This is a genomic window from Brevundimonas sp. Soil_N_31 (genome assembly GCF_057655995.1).
Genome location: NZ_JBDGLE010000003.1, coordinates 171763 through 189214 on the forward strand (window position 1 = coordinate 171763; position 17452 = coordinate 189214).

The following is a 17452-nucleotide window of genomic DNA, read 5'->3' on the forward strand; positions in this document are numbered from 1 at the left end:
TCGCGGGGTTCCGCGAGATGGTTAGCGAGACCTTAAGTCATCATCCGGGGCGGGAAATCTCTTCCAGCGCCTCGCCGGCGTAGCGTTCCTTGACCCGCGTCGACAGGTCGCCCAGCGAAACCACGCCGACCAGGCGACCGTCCTTGTCCACCACAGGCAGGCGGCGAATCTGGCGCGAGGACATCAGGTCCAGCGCGACCTTCAGGTCGTCGTCGGCCCGCACCACCAGGGCGTCGCGCGACAGCACGTCCAGCACCCGCGCCTCCGGCCCCGCGCCCGAGGCGACGGCGCGCACCACGATGTCGCGGTCGGTCAGGGCGCCGATCAGCCGGTCGCCGTCGGCCACGGGGATGAAGCCGAAATCGCCCGCCGCCATGCGTCCGGCGACATTCTGAAGGGTGTCTTCGGGGCGGGCGACCTGCACGTCCTTGCTCATCACGTCGCGAATCTTCATGGCCTTCTCCCTTGGCGCGGCCGTTGCGGCCTGGCCTTAAGAACCCGCGCCGGCGGTCGCGGTTCCGGCGGCGCGGGCAGGCTAGGGTTCGCGACGTTCGGGCAGGCTCTGGGCGGCGCGGACCAGTTGCACGAACTCGGCCCGCTCGCCGTAGGGATCGGCGCCGCGCGCGCCCTGGGCCAGGTCCAGCACCCGATCCCAGCCGTAGTCCGGCGCCATCCAGGGATCGCCGCGCAGCTTCTGGCCGAAGGCGGCGACGGCCAGGGCCCAGCGGGTCGCCTCGGGCGGAGTGTCGGCGCGCGAACGGTCGGTCAACGGCTGTTGGATCAGTTCCGAACGCTGCTGGCCGGGCTGTTTGTATCGCACCTGGATGAAGCCCAGTTCGCCGTTCGGGTCGCCGCCGCCGGTCGCGATGCGGTTGTCGGGATAGCGACGCTCGGGGATCTGCGTCGGCCCGCCGACAGGCGTGATTTCATACAGGGCCGTGACGGAGGCGCCCGACCCGACCTCGCCCGCATCGACAGCGTCGTTGTTGAAGTCTTCTTCGTTCAGCAGGCGGGTTTCATAGCCGATCAGCCGCCATTCGGCGACGCGAGCGGGGTTGAACTCGACCTGGATTTTCACGTCGTCGGCGATAGGGAAGGCGCCCCGGTCGAACATTGGCCCGAACAGACGACGGGCCTCATTCAGGTCGTCGACATAGGCCGCCGTGCCATTGCCTGCCTGGGCGATCGCCTGCATCCGGGCGTCCTGATAGTTGCCGCGTCCAAAGCCGTAGACGGACAGGTAAATCCCCGTCTTGCGCTTGTCGGCGACGTAGTCTTCCAGCCGCTTGTCGTCGGTGACGCCGACGTTGAAGTCGCCGTCCGTGAACATCAGGATGCGGTTGACCTTGTCGCGGCCGAAGCCGGCCTGGGCCTGGTCATAGGCGTTGGTCATGCCGGTCGCCCCGGCCGTGCCGCCCGAAGCCCGCAAGGAGGCGACCGCGCAGCGCAGCTTCAGCTTTTGCGTCCCTGCGGTGGGGGCCAGCGTCGTGCCGGCGCCCTCGGCGTAATAGGCCACGGCGACGCGATCCTGGGGCCGCAGGCGGTCGATGATCAGGTTCATCGACTGCTTGGCCAGGTCCAACTTGTCCGGGCTGTTCATCGAGCCGGATACGTCGACCAGGAAGGTCAGGTTCAGCGGGCGGCGCTGTCCTTCGGGCAGTTCATAGCCCTGAAGGCCCACATGAACGATCCGGCGACCCTCGGACCACGGGGAGGCCGTCGCGGCCGTGGTGACGGCGAAGGGCCGCGCGGCCGAGGTCGGGCGGGCGTAGCCGTAGTCGAAATAGTTGATCATCTCCTCGACCCGCACGGCGTCGCGCGGCGGAGCCCTGCCGTTGTCGATGAAGCGGCGGACGTTGGCGTAGGCGGCGGTGTCCACGTCGATGGAGAAGGTCGAGACCGGCTGATCCGCCGTCCGCTTGACCGCATTGGGCGTGGCGTCGGGATAGCGTTCGGTATCGACGGGACGCGGCGGCAGGGGAGGGCCGGGGGGATAGGGACCGATGCGCGACCCGCTGACGACCACGCCGTTCACCGTGGGGGGCGGGGCGGCGTATTCGACCCGGTCTTCCTTCTTGGTCGCTTCGATCGGCAGGGTGACGGGCGGCGGAGGAGGCGGAGGAGGAGGAGGAGGCGCAAGCGGCGCCGGATGGGGCGGCCGTGATCGCAGGACGGGCGGACGCGCACGGGAGGGCGGCGACAGGTCGAAGCCGAGTTCGCGACAGGCGGCTGGGCTGGGCGTTCCGTCCTGCACCACAGGCGACGGAACGGGCGCGGCGCCGACCGGGGCGGCGGTCATGAGGGCGGCGACGGCGACCAGCGTCAGGCTCGCCGGGCGACGCTGGAATCCGGCGGCGCGGCGCCGTGGATGCTGGGACATTGAGCGATCTCCTCCAACCCTGTCTCGTCCATGAAGAATGACGATGTTCGGCGGAACTAAGGCGAAGGTTCTTCGCGTGGGCGCATCGTCGTCGCCCTGTGGCGCAGATGCTGTGGTGAGGAACCCCCTCGCTATTCAGTCCTTTCGTCCCCACTATGAAGGCTTAAGCATAAGGGTGAGCGATGGCCGAGGCTGCGACGGGACTGGAACTGGGCCATGTGGCGGCCCTCTTGGCGGCGGGCGTGGTGGCCGTGCCGATCTTCCGCAAGCTGGGGTTGGGCTCGGTGCTCGGCTATCTGGCGGCGGGCGTCGCCATCGGTCCTTTCGGCCTGGCCCTGTTCCGCGAGCCGCAGACCATACTGCACGTCGCCGAGTTCGGCGTGGTCATCTTCCTGTTCATCATCGGTCTGGAGATGCGGCCCAAGCGGCTGTGGGGGATGCGCAAGGAAATCTTCGGCCTGGGTTCGGCCCAGGTCGGCCTGGCGGGACTGGCCCTGACGCTGGTGGCCATGGCGGCGGGCGTTTCGGCGCCGGTGGCCTTTGTCGGGGCCATGGGCTTCGTCATGTCCTCGACCGCCGTCATCGTGCAGATGCTGGAAGAGCGCGGCGACCTGCCGACGCCCAGCGGACAGCGGGCCGTGTCCATCCTGCTGTTCGAAGACCTGGCCATCGTGCCCCTGCTGGCCATCGTCGCCCTGCTGGGCGCCTCGATGGGGCAGTCGGCCGAGAGCACGACGCCGCTGTGGCAGTCGATCGGCCTGGCCCTGGCGGCGCTGGCGGGCGTGCTGGCGGTCGGCGTCTACGCCATCAATCCGGTGTTCCGCTTCCTGGCCCGCAACGGCGGGCGCGAGGTGATGACGGCCGCCGCCCTGCTGGTCGTGGCGGGCACAGCCTGGATCATGGACGGGGTCGGCCTGTCGATGGCCATGGGCGCCTTCCTGGCCGGGGTGCTGCTGTCGGACTCGACCTTCCGGCATCAGCTGGAGGCGGACGTGGAGCCGTTCCGCGCCATTCTGCTGGGCCTGTTCTTCCTGTCGGTCGGCATGGCGCTGGACATCGGCGTGGTCATCAACGACTGGCGCATCGTCGTGGCCGGCTTGGCGGCCTTCATGGTGGTCAAGGCCCTGGTCATCTATGTCGTCGCCCGCGTGTTCAAGGCGCGCCACCATGAGGCGATCGAGCGCGCGGCCCTGTTCGCCCAGGGCGGCGAGTTCGCCTTCGTCCTCTACAGCGCCGCCGCCACGGCGGGGGTGATCGACGCCCAGGCGGGCGCGGCCCTGACGGCCATCGTCATCCTGTCGATGGCGCTGACGCCGCTGACGACCCTGGCGCTGAAACGGCTCCTGCCCAAGGAGGCGGGCCTGTCGCCGGAAGACGCCGAGGGCGTGGACGCCGCCGACGGCCTGGGCGGCCAGGTGCTGATCATCGGCTTCGGCCGCTTCGCCCAGGTGGTGTCGCAACCCCTGCTGGCGCGCGACGTGGACGTGTCGATCATCGAGAACGATGTGGAGATGATCCAGGCGGCCGGCAACTTCGGCTTCAAGGTCTACTACGGCGACGGCACGCGCCTCGACACGCTTCGGGCCTCGGGCGCGGGCAAGGCCGAGGCGGTGCTGGTCTGCGTCGACAAGCCGGAGGCCGCCGACAAGATCGTGCAACTGGTCAAGTCCGAATTCCCCGGCGTGAAGCTGATGGTGCGGGCCTTCGACCGCGGTCACTCGCTGCGTCTGATCCAGGCGGGGGTCGACTATCAGGTGCGCGAGACCTTTGAGTCCGCCCTCCGGTTCGGCCAGGCCGTTCTGGAGGAGCTGGGCCTGCCGGAAGACGAGGTCGCCGACGTCATCGCCGACGTGCGCCGTCGCGACGAGGCGCGCCTGGACCTGGACCTGACCGGCGGGCTGAAGGCCGGGGCCGCCCTGATGCGGGGCAATATGCCGACGCCGCAGCCGACGCCCTACATCAAGCCGCACCGCGAAGGGCGTCTGGTCAATGAGGACGAGGCCCCGCCCGAGGCTGTCATCGAGCCGGCTGCGCAGAAGGCGGACTGATCGGGCATGGCGAGCATCGACCTGGCCAAGCGGGCCTATGACCACGGCTGGCGTCTGGACCCCATCGTCCGCAGCCTGCTGGACACCGACTTCTACAAGCTGTTGATGCTGCAGCTGATCTGGCGCCGGTTCCGCGACGTGCCGGTGACCTTCTCGGTCATCAACCGCACGACTTCGGTGCGTCTGGCCGAGGAAGTGGACGAGGTGGAACTGCGCGCCCAACTGGACCACGCCCGGTCCCTGCGCTTCACCAACCGCGAACTGATCTGGCTGGGCGGCAACACCTTCTATGGGGTGAAGTCGATCTTCAGCCCGGACTTCCTGGCCTGGCTAGCTGAGTATCGCCTGCCGGACTACGACCTGTCGCGCAGCGCTGACGGCCAGTATCGGCTCGAGTTTTCGGGAAGCTGGGCCGACGTCACCCTGTGGGAAATCCCCGCCCTGTCGATCCTGAACGAACTGCGCAGCCGCCGCGCCCTGCGCCGCATGGGCCGGTTCGAGCTGGACATCCTCTATTCGCGCGCCAAGACCAAGCTGTGGAGCAAGATCGAGCGGCTGAGAAAACTGGAACCGCTGGCCCTGTCGGACTTCGGCACGCGCCGCCGCCACGGCTTCCTGTGGCAGGGCTGGTGCGTCGAGGCGCTGAAGGAGGGGCTGGGAAGCGCCTTCATCGGCACCTCCAACGTACTGCTGGCCATGAACAACGACCTTGAGGCCATCGGCACCAACGGTCACGAACTGCCCATGGTGCTGGCCGCCATGGCGGGCGAGGACGAGGCGGCTCTGCGCGCGGCGCCTTATCGAGTGCTGGAGGAATGGCGGGCGGCCTATGACGGCAATCTGCTGATCGCCCTGCCGGACGCCTTCGGCACGCAAGCCTTCCTCGACGACGCGCCCGATTGGCTGGCCGACTGGAAAGGCTTCCGCCCCGATTCCGCCCCGCCGATCGAGGGCGGCGAGATCATCATGAAGTGGTGGGCGTCCAAGGGCCGCGACCCGCGCGAGCGCCTGCTGGTGCTGGCCGACGGGCTGGACGTCGACGGCATCGAGGCGGCCCACGCCCATTTCAAGGGGCGGGTGCGCACCAGCTTCGGCTGGGGCACCAATCTGACCAACGACTTCCGTGACTGCGCTCCGGTCGAGGCGCCCGAACTGCTGCCCCTGTCGCTCGTCTGCAAGGTGACGCAGGCGGCGGGCCGTCCGGCGGTGAAACTGTCGGACAACGTCGAAAAGGCCACCGGCGACCGGGCCGAGATCGAACGCTATCTGCGCGTCTTCGGCGAGGCGGGGCGCGGGCGTCAGGCCGTGCGCGTCTGATACGGAACCGCTAAGCTTGGTTGAACATTTCGTCATCAGCGGCGCCGGGCGCCGCCCATAATTTCAGCGGGACGCCTCTCATGACCACCTATAACGTCGGCTACATCATCGGTAGCCTGTCCAAGGGCTCGATCAACCGCAAGCTGGCCAAGGCCTTGGTCAAGCTGGCGCCCGAGAAGCTGCATTTCCACGAGATCGGTTTCGCCGACCTGCCGCTCTATTCCTATGACTACGACGCCGACTATCCGGCCGTGGCCGAGACCTTCAAGGCGGCGATCAAGCGCTCGGACGCCATCCTGATCGTCACGCCGGAATACAATCGCTCCATGCCCGGCGGGCTGAAGAACGCCCTGGACTGGGCCAGCCGCCCCTATGGAACCAACGCCTTCAAGAACAAGCCGACGGCGGTCATCGGCGCCTCGCCCGGTTCGATCGGCACGGCGGTGGCCCAGCAGGCGCTGCGGCCCGTCCTGGGCTTCCTGCAAGCTCCGCAGATGAACACGGTCGAAGCCTATATTCAGATGACGCCGAGCCTGATCGACGATGACGGCAACGTCACCGTCGCCAGCACCGAACAGTTCCTGCGCGACTACATGGAAGCCTTCCATCAGCACATGGCGCGGGTGCTGACCGTCCTGCCGCGCGACGCCTGAGGCGCTTCTACGCCTCCAGCGCCCAGACCCGCGTGCGCTTGACCTCCTGGTCCTCCAGCTCGCGCGTGGTCGGCACGCGGTATTCGGCCAGCAGGCTGAGGCCCTCCTTCGGGAAGTAGGTGCGGCCGGGGTCGCCGACCCGCACCTCGGCCCCTGCCGCGCGCGCCTGCTTCAGCCAGGCCAGCATCGCCTCGGCCATCGGTCCTTCATAGAAGACGTCCCCGGCGCAGATCAGGTCGAACGCCTGGGGCGGGGCCTCCAGCAGGTTGTCGGCGGTGAAGGCGATCTCGACGCCGTTGGCCTCAGCGTTCGCCGCCACCGCCGCTGCGCAGAAGGGATCGATGTCGGCGGCCAGCACCGAGACCGCGCCCGCCTTCATCGCCGCGATCGCCACCAGACCCGAACCCGTCGCCAGGTCCAGCACGCGACGCCCGGCGACTTCGTCGGGGTGGTCCAGCAGCCAGCGCGCCAGCGCCTGTCCGCCCGCCCAGGCGAAGGCCCAGAACGGCGGCGGCAGGCCCATCTCGCCCAGTTCTTCCTCCGTCAGCTTCCAGATGGGCGTGACCTCGTCGGCCAGCCACAGGGCAATCTCGGGCGTGTGGGAGACGGGCTGAAGGCGGGTGTTGTCGCGGATGAAGCGGGCGGGGTCGGCGATCCGTCTAGTCGAGCTCACGGGCGCCCTCGATCACGGCCTGATAGACCAGCGACCGATCCGGTCCGCGCGTCATGTGCAGCAGCACCCAGGTCGAACCCTTACGCGCCACGACCACCCGCAGCTGATCGTTGAACACGCCGTCGGCGAACCCGGCGGGCGCGACCTTGTCGCTGAGCAGGATCAGCGACCCCATGCCCGAGCCGCAGCGGGCGATGCCGGTGCAGGCGAAAACGGTTTCATAGCCGCCCTCGCGCAACGCTTCCTCATAGTGGCGCGCCATGTCGATCGGCGCGACGGCGGGGCGGATGGCGTAGTCCAGGTGGCTGATCTGGCCCTGCAGGCGCAGGGCGTTTTCCGGGGCGGTGCCTTCGGCCACCGGGCCGGTCGGCAGGGTGATCTCGGCCACCGACAACTGACGCCAGGCGCGGATGCGCGCGCCGTCCATGCGCGGCAGGTCGTCATGGTCACGCGCGCCCCGCACGTCCTGCTCGACCGGGGGCGGGGCAGGCGAGGCGGCGGACGCCGCAAGGGGCGCGACGGCCGTCAGAACGGCCAGGACGAAGGCGGGAAGGCTACGCATGCCGACAAGCTAGGGGCCGCCGAAGCGGCTGGCAAGAAAGTCAGGACAGGCTGATAAAAAGTCAGGTTGACATGACACATTGGTGATGTAAGGTTGACCTTACACAAAGTCAGGAGCGCCTGCCATGTTGACCCTTTCCAAACAACAGACCCCCGCCGGGCGCCGCTACGTCCTGCGGACGTTCGCCTTCATGGTCCCCTATGTGGCGATCTGCGTGGCGATGATGACCACCGACGCCTTCGACGGCGTGATGGGGCGCCCTGCGGGTTGGGTGCTGGCGGCCGCCGTGGCCGCTCCGGTCATCGGCCAGATCTGGGCGACGCTGGCGCTGATGCGGGAAAGCGATGAGTTCGTGCGCATGGTCACGGCCAAGCAGTTCATCATCGCCTCCGGCCTGGCGATGGCGGCGGCGACCTTCTGGGGCTTCGGCGAGACGTTCGCCGGGGCGCCGCATCTGCCGGCCTGGCTGATCTATCCGTTGTTCTGGGCGGCCTTCGGTCTGGTCTCACCCTTCATTCGGTCGTCGAACTGATGAAGAACCGGCTGAAACTGCTGCGCGTCGAGCGCAACTGGACCCAGGAGCGGCTGGGGCAGGCGCTGGGGGTGTCGCGCCAGGCGGTCAACGCTCTGGAGACCGAGAAGCACGACCCCTCGCTCGACCTGGCCTATCGCATCGCCGCCCTGTTCGAGCGGCCGGTCGAGGACATCTTCGAGAACCCGCACGCCTGACGCGTAAAGTCAGGAAAACCTTACTCTCCTGTTTCGCTTCATCGCCGTCATCTTCGGGGCCGCCTCGAGGGACGAACCCTGCTGCGCGCTGAATAGCGGGCAGGGCCAACACACCAAGGAAACGCCATGACCAAGATCTCCGCACCCGCCAAGACCCTGCGCGCCTTCATCCTGGCCGCCGCCGTCGGCTTCAGCGCCGCCAGCATCGTGTCTCCCGCCCAGGCCGAACCGGCCCGCGCCCAGGCGCCCGCCTTCGTCTCCGATCGGCTGTCGGTCGAGGTGATGGGGCAGGGGCCGGACGTGATCCTGATCCCCGGTTTCGCCTCATCGCGCGAGGTGTGGCGTCCGCTGGCCCGGCGCCTGTCGGCGACGCATCGCGTCCATCTGGTGCAACTGGCCGGTTTCGCGGGCGAGGCGTGGACGCACGGCGACGGCGCCTTCGTCCAGCCCGCTGTCGATGAACTGGCGCGCTATGCGGCGACGCTGGACCGGCCCGCCGTCATCGGCCATTCGATGGGCGGGCTCAGCGGCCTTCTGCTGGCGCAGCAGCACCCCACGGCGGTCAGCCGCGTGATGAGCGTCGACAGCCTGCCCTTCTTCAGCGCCATGTTCGGCCCGCAGGTCACGCCGCAGACCGCGCGGCCCTTCGCCGATCAGGCCGCCGCCTCCATCCTGAACGCGGACGAAGCGGCCTTCCGTGTTCAGCAGGAACGCACCGCTGTCGGCATGATGCGCGACGAGGCCGGGCGCGCCGCCATGGTCGACTGGTCGATGGCCTCGAACCGCCAGGCGATGGCCTCGGCGATCCGCGAGGTAATGACGACCGACGCGCGGCCCGGCCTGGCGGCCATGACCACGCCGGTCTGGGCGGTCTACGCCTCGGACGCGGACGGCGGGGCGCCTGCCGCCATGGCCGACGCCCTGTGGAGCCGCGAATACGCCGCCCTGCCGGGCGTGACGCTGAAGCGCGTCGACGGCGCCCGGCACTTCATCATGGTCGATCAGCCTGACCGGCTGGACGCCCTGGTCGACGCCTTCCTGAAGCGCGAGGACTGATCGCGGATCAGGCGGCGGGCGCCTTCAGCCGCAGGTCGTCGGTGACGTCGCCCGCCTTGGTCGGGGCGCCCGCAAACTCGCCCGCATACTCCGGCGACAGGGCGCTCTGGAAGGTCGACAGCGGCAGGGTCAGGTAATAGGCGCCCTCGACATAGGGGCCGACCGCATAGGCGTCGAGCAGGAAGGTCAGGCCGCCCGCCTTACCCGGAACCGAGCCGGGCGCCAGGGTCACGGCCACGTCCTTCAGCTTGGGGCAGGCCCACATCTCGCCGGTGGTCGAGACGGGCGTGGCGCCGGGACGCTTGGTCTTGGCGGTGTTCACCGCCTGGCACAGGGCGCGCTCCAGGCCGGTCTTGTCGGCCTTGTCGGCGAACAGGTCGGCGGCGGCGATGCGGCGGCCTTCGGTCTTGTCCCACAGCAGGCCGGTGGCGACCGTGTTCGGGTGGGCGCCGCCCGAATAGTCGAAGTCGGTCCGCATCAGGCTGAACAGGCGGCTGGTCTCGATCGGGGCGCCGTAAACGATGGTCTTCTCATAGGGCGGCATGCCCTCGGGCGAACCGGCTTCGGTGCGGTCGGCCTGGGCGCCCTCGGCGTATTCCTTCAGCTTGGCCACCTCGTCGCGGTACAGCGGGGTGTAGAGCGCCGGATAGGACAGCACGTTTTCCGGCAGGCTCAGGCTGACCTTGGCGTAGGGCGTGGCGCTGTCGTACTTCAGCGGCCCCTCGACGGCGTGGGCGGAGGCGGCCGGCGCGGCGGGCGTCTCCTTCTTCTCATTGCGCTGGCAGGCGGCGAGCGAGGCCGCGACGGCGGCGGTGACGAGAAGGACGCGAAGGGGGCGCGAAGGGATCATGCCGGGCTCCTTGGGAACGGTTCGATCAGAAAGCTAGGCCGTTGAACGCGATGGCGGCCAGAAGGATCAACCCCGCATCGCGATTTGATTTGAAAAGACGCAGGGAAAGTTTCGGGTCGTCCGGCCGCAACCGCCGCACCTGCCAGACGAAATGCAGGGCGTAGAGCGCCAGACCGACATAGAAGACCGGCCCCAGACCGGCGACGGAGCCCGCTGCGCCGGCCAGGGCCACGGCCAGGATGTAAAAGACAGCCACGCCTTCCTTCACCTTGCCGCCCAGCGCCTGCGCCGAGGACTTCACCCCGGCCATGACGTCGTCCTCAATGTCCTGAAGCGCGTAGATGGTGTCGTAGCCCAGGGTCCAGAAGATCCCGCCCGCGTAGAGCAGCCCCGCCGACAGGGCGAGGTTCCCCATGCGGTTCAGGCCCTCGGCCATCCAGTAGCTGTCCCCGCTGATCTTCACGCTCAGCACATAGAGCCAGCCCAGGGCGAACAGCCCGCCCGTCGCCGCCGCGAAGCCCAGCAGGGCGCCCCAGTTGAAGGTCAGGCCCAGCCACGCCTGCGGCCACCAGGTGATGCGCTTCATGAAGGGATAGGCCGCCACCAGCCCCAGTGACAGGGCGCCCAGCAGCACCGACGTCAGGTTCATCGTCAGCAGAATGCACAGGCTGATGAGGCTGAGGCCGCCGACGAAGGCCCAGGCCTGCTTCACGCTGATCTGCCCCGCCGGAATGGGGCGCAGGGCGGTGCGGGCCACCTGGGCGTCGAAGTCGCGGTCGACGATGTCGTTCACCGCACAGCCCGCGCCGCGCATCAGGGCCGCGCCGACGGCGAAGCCGACGACCAGCCACAGCTCAAAACCGCCGAACGGCCGGTCGTACTGGTTCAGCGCCAGCATGATCCCCTGCCAGCCGGGCAGCAGCAGCAGCCACGTCCCGATCGGCCGGTCGAAGCGGCCCAGCTTCAGCCAGGGCTTCAGACGCTCGGGCGCATGGCGGTCGACCCAGTTCTGGCCGGCGGCGTCGGGAAGCGGGGCTGTGTTCATGCGAACCGTCTTAGCCCTCCAGGCGGCGCCGGGTGAAGGGGGCGCGTTTGATCGCAGTTTCATGAAGTTTCTCGCCGGAGCCGGACCCAGGCTGGACAGCGAGCGCCGTATCCCGCACTGGGCGCGAATGGCTCGCAGCTACATCCCCCGCAGCGTCTGGATTCTGGGCGTCGTCAGTCTGTTGATGGATGTCTCGTCGGAGATGATCCAGACGCTTCTGCCCATCTATCTGGTGGTGGGGCTCGGCGCTTCGGCGGTGATGATCGGTCTGGTCGAAGGCTTCTCCGTCGTCGTGGCGACGGCGGTGAAGTTCCTGTCGGGCTTCTGGTCCGACCGCATTGCGCGGCCCAAATGGCTGGCGGTGGCGGGCTATGGGCTGGCGGCCCTGTCCAAGCCGATCTTCCCCCTGGCGGCCTCGGTCGAGGGGGTGCTGCTGGCCAAGGGGGTGGACCGGATCGGCAAGGGCGTCCGCACCGCCCCGCGCGACGCCCTGGTCGCCGCCGTGACGCCGCCGGACATTCGCGGCCGCGCCTTCGGCCTGAGAAAGTCGCTGGATACGGTCGGCGGTTTCGTCGGCCCGCTGCTGGCGATCGGGCTGATGGTGGTGCTGGCGAACGACATCAAGGCGGTGTTCTGGCTGGCCTCCATCCCGGCCTTCCTGGCCGTGGCCCTGTTGGTCGGCGGCGTGTCCGACCCGCCGCGCCCGGACGAGGGCGCCAAGAAGCCGCCCAGCCTGAAGGGGGCGCTGCGTCTGGACGCCGGCACCTGGACCATGATCGCCCTGACGGCGGTGATTGGCCTGGCGCGGTTCAGCGAGTCCTTCCTGCTGATGAAGGGGCTGGACGTCGGCGTCCCGGCCGCCTTCGCGCCGGCGGCCATCGTCCTGCTGCACCTGGTGTTCGGTCTGGCCGCCTTCCCGGTGGGGGCGCTGTCGGACCGTATCGGCCGCACCTCCCTGCTGCTGCTCAGCCTGGTCTTCCTGGCCGCCGCCGACGTGGCGCTGGCGCTGGCGAGTGATCAGGTCGTCTTCTACCTGGGCGTGGCGTTGTGGGGCCTGCACATGGGCTTTTCCCAAGGCCTGCTGATGACCCTGATCGCCGATGCGGCGCCCGCCCATCTGCGCGGCTCGGCGTTCGGCCTGTTCGCCCTGATCTCGGGCCTGATCGCTCTGCTGGGCAATGTGGCGGCGGGTCTGCTGTGGGAAGGCTTCGGCCCGCAGGCGACCTTTGCGGTCGGTGCGGTTCTGAGCCTCGTCTGCGCCCTGGGCATTGCTGGGTGGATGCGGCTTCGGACGGCGCGCAGCCGCTAGGAGCGACGCCGGGCTTGCGCGTCGGAGCCGTCCGGTTAGGCTCGAGACCTCAGAACAGCAGCCGGTCGGACAGGACGGATGACGATACGCAGGAAGGCCCCGTTTCCCTGGCTGCTCGTCCTGACCTGGCTGGTGCTGCTGGGCGCGGCTGTCGGGGGCTTCCTGACCGGCGAGTTCAGCGTCACCTTCGTCGGCGCCGGGACGTTTCTGCTGACCCTGGTTCCGTTCTGGCTGGCGCCGCGCGTGGGGCTGAACCTGCCGATCGGCTTCGTCACCGCCATCGCCGTCTTCCTGTGCGCCACCCTGTTCCTGGGCGAGATGGGCGATTTCTACGAGCGTTACTGGTGGTGGGACGTGGTGCTGCACGGCGGCTCGGCCGTGGCCTTCGGCCTGGTCGGCGCCCTGTTGATGCTGATGCTGGTGCAGGGCAGCCAGTTGAAGGCCGCGCCCCTGACGGTGGCCTTCTTCGCCTTCTGCTTCGCCGTGACCATCGGCGCCCTGTGGGAGATCTGGGAGTTCATGCTGGATCAGGTGTTCGGCCTCAACACCCAGAAGTCCGGCCTGGTCGACACCATGTGGGATCTGATCGTCGATTCCATCGGCGCCCTGATCGGGGCGGGCGCCGGCTGGGCCTATCTGAAGGGACGCGAAGGCGGGCCGCTGGTGCGGGCCCTGCGCGCCTTCATCGACAAGAACCGGCGCCTGTTCGGCGGCTGAAGAGGCCTATTCAGCCAGCCGCCCTTTCGCCTCATCGGCGGAGAAGACGACCGACGGGTCCGGCTCGCGGCACTCCAGGCCGGGGCGGTTCAGGCGGCGCAGGACGTGGCGCAGGATGTTCAGCCGCGCCGTCTTCTTCTTGTCGGTCGCCACCACGGTCCAGGGGGCGTAGTCGACATGGGTCCGCTTCAGCATCTCGTCGCGAGCGGCGGAATAGGCGCTCCAGCGGGCCTGGGCTTCGGCGTCCAGGGACGAGACCTTGAAGCGTTTCAGCGGGTGGTCGACGCGCTCCTCCAGGCGGCGGGCCTGTTCGTCGCGGCTGATGTCCAGCCACAGCTTGATCAGGATGACGCCCGACTGGGTCAGCATCCGCTCGAAATGCGGAGCGTCGTGCAGGAAGCGCTCATGCTGTTCGGGCGTGCAGAAGCCCATGACCGGCTCGACCCCGGCCCGATTGTACCAGGAGCGGTTGAAGATCACGATCTCGCCCGCCGCCGGCAGATGGGCGGCGTAGCGCTGGAAATACCACTGGGTCGTCTCGCGGTCGGTCGGCTTGGGCAGGGCGACGACGCGCGTCTGCCGCGGAGCCATGTATTCGGTCATGCGCTTGATCGCCCCGTCCTTGCCGGCGGCGTCGCGCCCCTCGAAGACGATGACGACCTTCAGTCCCTGTTCGATGGCCCAGGCCTGGGTCTCGACCATCTGGATCTGCAGGGCTTCCAGGATGTCGGCGTAGTCGTCCTTGGCCATGGGCGTGTCCTTGTGTCGCGATCGGCGAACCTTGCGGCGAATTCACTGGCGTCGCCAGCCTCGCCGTTCAGGGTGCAACGCAAAAGGAGCCGAAAATGATCAATCGTCGTCATGTCCTGGCCGTCGGCGCGGCGGTCGCGGTTGCACCTACGGTGGCGCGCGCGGAAGGCGAGGCGGCGTTCGACGCCGCCCTGACGACGGCCTTCGAGACGGTCAAGCCGGTCGCCCTGGCGGGCGGGGTGGTGACAGACGAGGGCCTGGCTTGGTCCGGCGTGCGCGGCGTGCGGCGCGCGGGAGGGGACGATCCGGCGACGACGAATGACCGCTGGCACCTGGGCTCCAACACCAAGGCGATGACGGCGGCCCTGTTCGCCCGTCTGGTCGAACAGGGACGGGCGCGCTGGGCCATGCCGCTGACCGAGGCCTTTCCTGACCTGGCGATCGACGCGGGCTGGGACGGCGCGACGCTGGACGATTTCATGACCCACACGGCGGGGCTGAAGGACGAGGCGGTCATGGGCATGGCCTGGCTGATGACGGCCCGCGCCGATCCTCAGTCCCTGGCGGAGCAGCGCCGCGTCATCGTCGAGAAGGCGCTGGCCGCCCCGCCGACGGGCGCGCGCGGGACGTTCGCCTATGGCAACGCCAACTATGTGCTGGTCGGGGCGGCGATCGAAACCATCACCGGCGGTTCGTGGGAAGAGGCCATGCAGGCCGAGGTGTTCGGGCCTCTGGGCCTGGCCGCGGCGGGGTTCGGCGCTCCGGCCGGAAACGACAACGCCTGGGGCCACCGCCGCATGGGCGAGACGACGACGCCGATGGATCCGGCTGATCCGGGGGCGGACAATCCTCTGGCGCTCGGCCCGGCGGGGACAGTTCATATGACTGCGGCTGACTACGCCCGCTTCCTTCAGGTCTTCCTGACCGAGGGCGGCGGCTGGCTGAAGCCCGAGACGGTGCGGCGTCTGGTCACGCCGAGCGAGGGGCGCAACTACGCTCACGGCTGGATCGCCCTGCCGCCCCAGCCCTGGGCCAAGGGGCCGGTGATCGCCCATGAGGGTTCGAACACCCTGTGGCATGCGATCACCCTGGTCGATCCGGCGGGCGGACGCGCGGTCTTCGGCCTGTCCAACGACGGCGGGCGCGGCGGCCCGGCCTGTCAGGCTCTGGCGATGGGGATCCTGCACGCGCTCTGAGCATTGGCTCAGCGATGACCTCCCCTCCAGCGCCGCGAAGGTCCAAGCCACCGCCGTCCACGCCGCTGGCAGATCTCTGGAGCGAGGCGTGGATGCTGGCCCTGGCCGCCTGCGGCGCCTTCGCCATGATCGATGCATGGGCCCCGCCGCAGGATCTGCCGTGGAAGCCGCTCGACCTGCGCCTGCCCATCGGCGCCGCCACGGCCGCAAAGATACGGGCGCTGGACCTGCCGCCGACGGCGACCGCCGCCGAGGTCGAGACCGGCACGACGCGCTGCATCATCCTGCTGCGCCAGGCGGGCGTCGCGGTCGAGCGGGCGTCGGATCGCGACGACGGCGGATTCTGCGTCGTGCAGGGGGCGGTGCGGCTGACCGGCGGCGATTTGACGCCCCTCGACCCGCCGGGCGTGGCCATGCGCTGCCCCATGGCGGCGCGGCTCCTGTTGTGGGATCGCGAGGTCGTGCGTCCCGCCGCTCGCGAGATCATGGGCGCAGAGGCCGTCCGGATCGACAATCTGGGAACCTACGCCTGCCGTCGCGTCTACGGCTCGGCCGACACGGCGGCGCGCCCCAGCCAGCACGCGCGCGCCAACGCGCTCGATGTGGCGGGCGTGGGCCTATCGGACGGCCGCCGGACGACGCTGGCCGCCGATTGGGACGGTCAGGGCCCTTCAGGGGCCGCCGGGGCGGCGTTTCTTCGGCGTTTGCGCGACGGGGGATGTCGTCTGTTCGGCAATGTGCTGACGCCGGACTATAACGCTGCGCATCGCGACCACTTCCACCTGGACGCAGCGGGCCGGGGAGTATGCGCGCGGCGACGAAATTAACTGTAACGACTGTCAGCGGGATTTCGCTTTACAGTTGACCGCTGTGGATAGTCGGGTGACAACATCGCTGCAGCCCGGATTTCACGTGGGGTCCAAACCCGCGTCTTGCTCCTTCGCCTGAACGAGCTTGTCCAGATGGGCTGACGGGCGCTCCTGCTAGGACGTCCGCCTGGAAAAGCGCGTTTACGGAGACGCAATATGGCGACCGGCACGGTCAAGTGGTTCAACCCCACGAAGGGCTTCGGCTTCATTCAACCCGACACGGGCGGCGCGGACGTTTTCGTCCACATCACCGCTGTGCAGAAGGCTGGTCTGGCTGGCCTCGATGAAAACGCCAAGGTCGAGTACGAGCTGGAATCCCAGCGCGGCAAGACCTCGGCTGTGGACCTCAAGGTTCTCTAAGGCCCCGAACCCATAGGGTTCTAGGAAAGGACGCGGGGGGCGACCTCCGCGTCTTTTTTATTTTGCGCCTGTTTTGGGATCAGAGCTTCAACTCGGTCCTGAGGTCTTCTGGCGTCAGCCCGCCTTCCCGCAATTCGGCCAGCGTGACCGAGCGGTCGCGCTTGGCGTAGCGGCGGCCATCCGGCCCAGCCAGCAGGCGGTGGTGATGATAGACAGGTTCGGGCCAGCCCATCAGCGCCTGGATCAGCCTCTGGATGTGAGTCGCTTCGAACAGATCCCGGCCCCGGATGACATGGCTGATCGCCTGCAGGGCGTCGTCGTGCGTCACGGCCAGATGATAGGCGGTCCCGGCGTCCTTGCGCGCCAGCACCACGTCGCCCGCCGTTTCGGGCCGCGCCCTGACCCGGCCGGTCTCGCCGTCGGGGCCTGAGCCTTCCTCGATGAAGCGGAGTGCGTCCCACGCGGCGCCGCCCAGCGCCTCCTTGGCTCGATCCAGCGACAGTCGCCAGGCGAAGGGACGTCCCTCGGCCAGCAGTCGCGCCTCTTCATCGGCCGGATGTGGGCCGGGACGGGCCGCCTCGGCGGGGCCGTGGGGCGCATCGCCGATGGCGTCCAATATCTCCTTGCGCGTGCGGAAGCAGCGATAGAGCAGGCCGCGCCCATTCAGCGCCTCGACCGCGGCGGCGTAGTCGGCCCGATGATCCGACTGGCGCCGCACCGGCGTCTCCCAGTCCAGCCCCAGCCAGGTCAGGTCTTCATGGATCCCGACCTCGAACTCGGGCCTGCACCGCGTTGGGTCGATGTCCTCGATCCGCAGCACGAAGCGCCCCCCCGCTTCCTTCGCTGCGCCCCACGCCGTCAGGGCTGAGAAGGCGTGGCCCCTATGCAGGCGACCGGTGGGCGAGGGAGCGAAGCGGGTGGCGAACATGGCGCGTCAG

General features: G+C 68.8%; 19 protein-coding genes. 11 read left to right on the plus strand and 8 right to left on the minus strand.

All coding sequences use genetic code 11. The annotated features are described in order from the left end of the window. Nucleotides 1-40 precede the first annotated feature (40 nt). Nucleotides 41-454, minus strand: coding sequence for a CBS domain-containing protein (locus AC3A3G_RS06225; RefSeq protein ID WP_125900616.1), 414 nt, complete (start codon nucleotides 452-454; stop codon nucleotides 41-43). Nucleotides 455-535: 81 nt separating this feature from the next. Then, entirely contained in the window at nucleotides 536-2380 is a 1845-nt protein-coding gene (locus AC3A3G_RS06230) for a vWA domain-containing protein (RefSeq protein ID WP_487487781.1), read from the minus strand. 182 nt (nucleotides 2381-2562) lie between these two features. On the opposite strand from AC3A3G_RS06230, the gene AC3A3G_RS06235 reads away from it, so the two are divergent. The 3 genes from AC3A3G_RS06235 to AC3A3G_RS06245 all read left to right on the plus strand — a co-directional run bounded on the left by AC3A3G_RS06235 (nucleotide 2563) and on the right by AC3A3G_RS06245 (nucleotide 6398). After that, nucleotides 2563-4428, plus strand: coding sequence for a monovalent cation:proton antiporter-2 (CPA2) family protein (locus AC3A3G_RS06235; protein WP_487487782.1), 1866 nt, complete (start codon nucleotides 2563-2565; stop codon nucleotides 4426-4428). A gap of 6 nt (nucleotides 4429-4434) precedes the next feature. Next, on the plus strand, nucleotides 4435-5745 hold the full coding sequence (locus tag AC3A3G_RS06240) for a nicotinate phosphoribosyltransferase (protein ID WP_487487783.1): 1311 nt from the start codon (nucleotides 4435-4437) through the stop codon (nucleotides 5743-5745). 80 nt (nucleotides 5746-5825) lie between these two features. Beyond that, nucleotides 5826-6398 carry an NADPH-dependent FMN reductase gene (locus AC3A3G_RS06245; protein ID WP_200167126.1) on the plus strand — a complete coding sequence of 191 codons (573 nt, stop codon included), beginning with the start codon at nucleotides 5826-5828 and terminating at the stop codon, nucleotides 6396-6398. Nucleotides 6399-6405: 7 nt separating this feature from the next. Here AC3A3G_RS06245 and AC3A3G_RS06250 read toward each other — a convergent pair whose 3' ends face one another. Continuing rightward, the gene (locus AC3A3G_RS06250) at nucleotides 6406-7071 is read right to left on the minus strand and encodes a class I SAM-dependent methyltransferase (protein ID WP_412876169.1); all 666 of its coding nucleotides are present in this window, start codon (nucleotides 7069-7071) and stop codon (nucleotides 6406-6408) included. Beyond that, the gene (locus AC3A3G_RS06255) at nucleotides 7058-7633 is read right to left on the minus strand and encodes a hypothetical protein (protein ID WP_487487784.1); all 576 of its coding nucleotides are present in this window, start codon (nucleotides 7631-7633) and stop codon (nucleotides 7058-7060) included. Before AC3A3G_RS06255 ends, AC3A3G_RS06250 begins: the two co-directional genes overlap by 14 nt. Before the next feature lie 124 nt (nucleotides 7634-7757). Here AC3A3G_RS06255 and AC3A3G_RS06260 point away from each other — a divergent pair, with 124 nt between their 5' ends. The 3 genes from AC3A3G_RS06260 to AC3A3G_RS06270 all read left to right on the plus strand — a co-directional run bounded on the left by AC3A3G_RS06260 (nucleotide 7758) and on the right by AC3A3G_RS06270 (nucleotide 9418). Then, nucleotides 7758-8165: a hypothetical protein gene (locus AC3A3G_RS06260; protein WP_046651673.1), complete on the plus strand. Its 408-nt coding sequence runs from the start codon at nucleotides 7758-7760 to the stop codon at nucleotides 8163-8165. Next, complete coding sequence (locus AC3A3G_RS06265; RefSeq protein WP_487487785.1) at nucleotides 8165-8362, plus strand: helix-turn-helix transcriptional regulator; 198 nt, start codon at nucleotides 8165-8167, stop codon at nucleotides 8360-8362. Before AC3A3G_RS06260 ends, AC3A3G_RS06265 begins: the two co-directional genes overlap by 1 nt. A 126-nt stretch (nucleotides 8363-8488) precedes the next feature. After that, nucleotides 8489-9418 (plus strand): alpha/beta fold hydrolase, encoded by a 930-nt coding sequence (locus AC3A3G_RS06270; RefSeq protein WP_200167134.1) that lies wholly within the window; start codon nucleotides 8489-8491, stop codon nucleotides 9416-9418. Nucleotides 9419-9425: 7 nt separating this feature from the next. Here the strand turns inward: AC3A3G_RS06270 and AC3A3G_RS06275 are convergent, their stop codons facing one another. Beyond that, nucleotides 9426-10268 carry a DUF3298 and DUF4163 domain-containing protein gene (locus AC3A3G_RS06275; RefSeq protein WP_200167135.1) on the minus strand — a complete coding sequence of 281 codons (843 nt, stop codon included), beginning with the start codon at nucleotides 10266-10268 and terminating at the stop codon, nucleotides 9426-9428. Nucleotides 10269-10293: 25 nt separating this feature from the next. Further along, nucleotides 10294-11313: a UbiA family prenyltransferase gene (locus AC3A3G_RS06280; RefSeq protein ID WP_487487786.1), complete on the minus strand. Its 1020-nt coding sequence runs from the start codon at nucleotides 11311-11313 to the stop codon at nucleotides 10294-10296. A 61-nt stretch (nucleotides 11314-11374) separates the two neighbouring features. On the opposite strand from AC3A3G_RS06280, the gene AC3A3G_RS06285 reads away from it, so the two are divergent. Both AC3A3G_RS06285 and AC3A3G_RS06290 read left to right on the plus strand, forming a co-directional pair. Further along, a complete protein-coding gene (locus tag AC3A3G_RS06285) occupies nucleotides 11375-12622 on the plus strand; it encodes an MFS transporter (RefSeq protein WP_487487787.1) in 1248 nt (415 codons plus the stop codon). Between the two features lie 78 nt (nucleotides 12623-12700). Further along, nucleotides 12701-13339: a DUF2238 domain-containing protein gene (locus AC3A3G_RS06290; RefSeq protein ID WP_487487788.1), complete on the plus strand. Its 639-nt coding sequence runs from the start codon at nucleotides 12701-12703 to the stop codon at nucleotides 13337-13339. Between the two features lie 6 nt (nucleotides 13340-13345). Here AC3A3G_RS06290 and ppk2 read toward each other — a convergent pair whose 3' ends face one another. Next, nucleotides 13346-14089, minus strand: coding sequence for a polyphosphate kinase 2 (gene ppk2 / locus AC3A3G_RS06295; protein WP_125900628.1), 744 nt, complete (start codon nucleotides 14087-14089; stop codon nucleotides 13346-13348). A 95-nt stretch (nucleotides 14090-14184) separates the two neighbouring features. Between ppk2 and AC3A3G_RS06300 the strand changes: the two genes are divergently transcribed. The 3 genes from AC3A3G_RS06300 (at nucleotide 14185) to AC3A3G_RS06310 (ending at nucleotide 16514) form a co-directional block, all read left to right on the plus strand. Then, nucleotides 14185-15285, plus strand: a complete 1101-nt coding sequence (locus AC3A3G_RS06300) for a serine hydrolase domain-containing protein (protein WP_487487789.1) — start codon at nucleotides 14185-14187, stop codon at nucleotides 15283-15285. A gap of 92 nt (nucleotides 15286-15377) precedes the next feature. Beyond that, nucleotides 15378-16112 carry an extensin-like domain-containing protein gene (locus tag AC3A3G_RS06305; protein WP_487487790.1) on the plus strand — a complete coding sequence of 245 codons (735 nt, stop codon included), beginning with the start codon at nucleotides 15378-15380 and terminating at the stop codon, nucleotides 16110-16112. A gap of 198 nt (nucleotides 16113-16310) precedes the next feature. Beyond that, complete coding sequence (locus tag AC3A3G_RS06310) at nucleotides 16311-16514, plus strand: cold-shock protein (RefSeq protein WP_125900630.1); 204 nt, start codon at nucleotides 16311-16313, stop codon at nucleotides 16512-16514. A 79-nt stretch (nucleotides 16515-16593) separates the two neighbouring features. Here the strand turns inward: AC3A3G_RS06310 and gluQRS are convergent, their stop codons facing one another. Next, the gene (gene gluQRS / locus AC3A3G_RS06315) at nucleotides 16594-17442 is read right to left on the minus strand and encodes a tRNA glutamyl-Q(34) synthetase GluQRS (protein WP_487487791.1); all 849 of its coding nucleotides are present in this window, start codon (nucleotides 17440-17442) and stop codon (nucleotides 16594-16596) included. Nucleotides 17443-17452 lie beyond the last annotated feature (10 nt).